2 protein-coding genes are annotated in these 1118 nt (G+C 65.2%); both read left to right on the top strand.

All coding sequences use genetic code 11. The features are described 5' to 3' along the window. Positions 1-906: acetyl-CoA C-acetyltransferase (locus tag AWB65_RS34990; RefSeq protein WP_087671274.1), on the top strand; the 906-nt coding region annotated here is incomplete at its 5' end. A 102-nt stretch (positions 907-1008) separates the two neighbouring features. Then, on the top strand, positions 1009-1118 hold a 110-nt coding region (locus AWB65_RS36175; protein WP_125474310.1), incomplete at its 3' end, for an SDR family NAD(P)-dependent oxidoreductase.

The following is a 1118-nucleotide window of genomic DNA, read 5'->3' as shown; positions in this document are numbered from 1 at the left end:
AAGGCCGTGATGCTGGCGGCGAACGCGATCATCGCGGGCGATGCCGACATCGTGATCGCCGGCGGCCAGGAAAACATGAGCGCGGCGCCGCACGTGCTGCCGGGCTCGCGTGACGGCTTCCGCATGGGTGACGCGAAGCTGATCGACTCGATGATCGTCGACGGCCTGTGGGACGCGTTCAACTCGATCCACATGGGCGTGACGGCGGAGAACGTCGCGAAGGAATTCGGCATCTCGCGCGAGGACCAGGACAAGTTCGCGGCGCTCTCGCAGAACAAGGCCGAGGCGGCGCAGAAGTCGGGCCGCTTCAACGATGAAATCATCCCGATCGACATCCCGCAGCGCAAGGGCGAGCCGCTCAAGTTCGCGACCGACGAGTTCGTGCGCCACGGCGTGACGGCCGAATCGCTCGCGGGCCTGAGGCCGGCGTTCTCGAAGGAAGGCACGGTGACGGCGGCAAACGCGTCAGGCCTGAACGACGGCGCGGCGGCTGTGATCGTGATGTCGGCCAAGAAGGCCGAGGCGCTCGGCCTCACGCCGATCGCGCGCATCAAGGCGTACGCGAACGCGGGCGTCGATCCGAAGATCATGGGCATGGGCCCGGTGCCGGCATCGAAGCGCTGTCTGGAACGCGCGGGCTGGTCGCCGGCCGATCTCGACCTGATGGAAATCAACGAAGCGTTCGCGGCGCAGGCACTCGCGGTCCACAAGCAGATGGGCTGGGATACGTCGAAGGTCAACGTCAATGGCGGCGCGATCGCGATCGGTCACCCGATCGGCGCATCCGGCTGCCGCATTCTCGTCACGCTCCTGCACGAAATGCAGAAGCGCGACGCGAAGAAGGGCTTGGCGTCGCTGTGCATCGGCGGCGGCATGGGCGTGGCGCTGGCGCTCGAGCGTCCGTAAGTAGCAGTCAGCGGCGTTTATTGGCAAGACAAGGTTTTTGAGACAAGCGGGAAGCGGCGGGCGGCATCGTCGGCTTTCCGCATAACGAAAATGGAGTGAGGAATGACGAAGCGCATAGCGTATGTGACGGGTGGCATGGGTGGCATTGGCACGAGCATCAGCCAGCGTCTGCATAAGGACGGCTATACGGTCGTCGTGGGCTGCGGCCCGAA

The organism is Caballeronia humi, assembly GCF_001544475.1.
In the GTDB taxonomy this organism is placed as follows: Bacteria; Pseudomonadota; Gammaproteobacteria; order Burkholderiales; family Burkholderiaceae; genus Caballeronia; species Caballeronia humi.
Note: the sequence above shows the minus strand (reverse complement) of the source record. Positions and strands in the feature narration are given on the sequence as shown.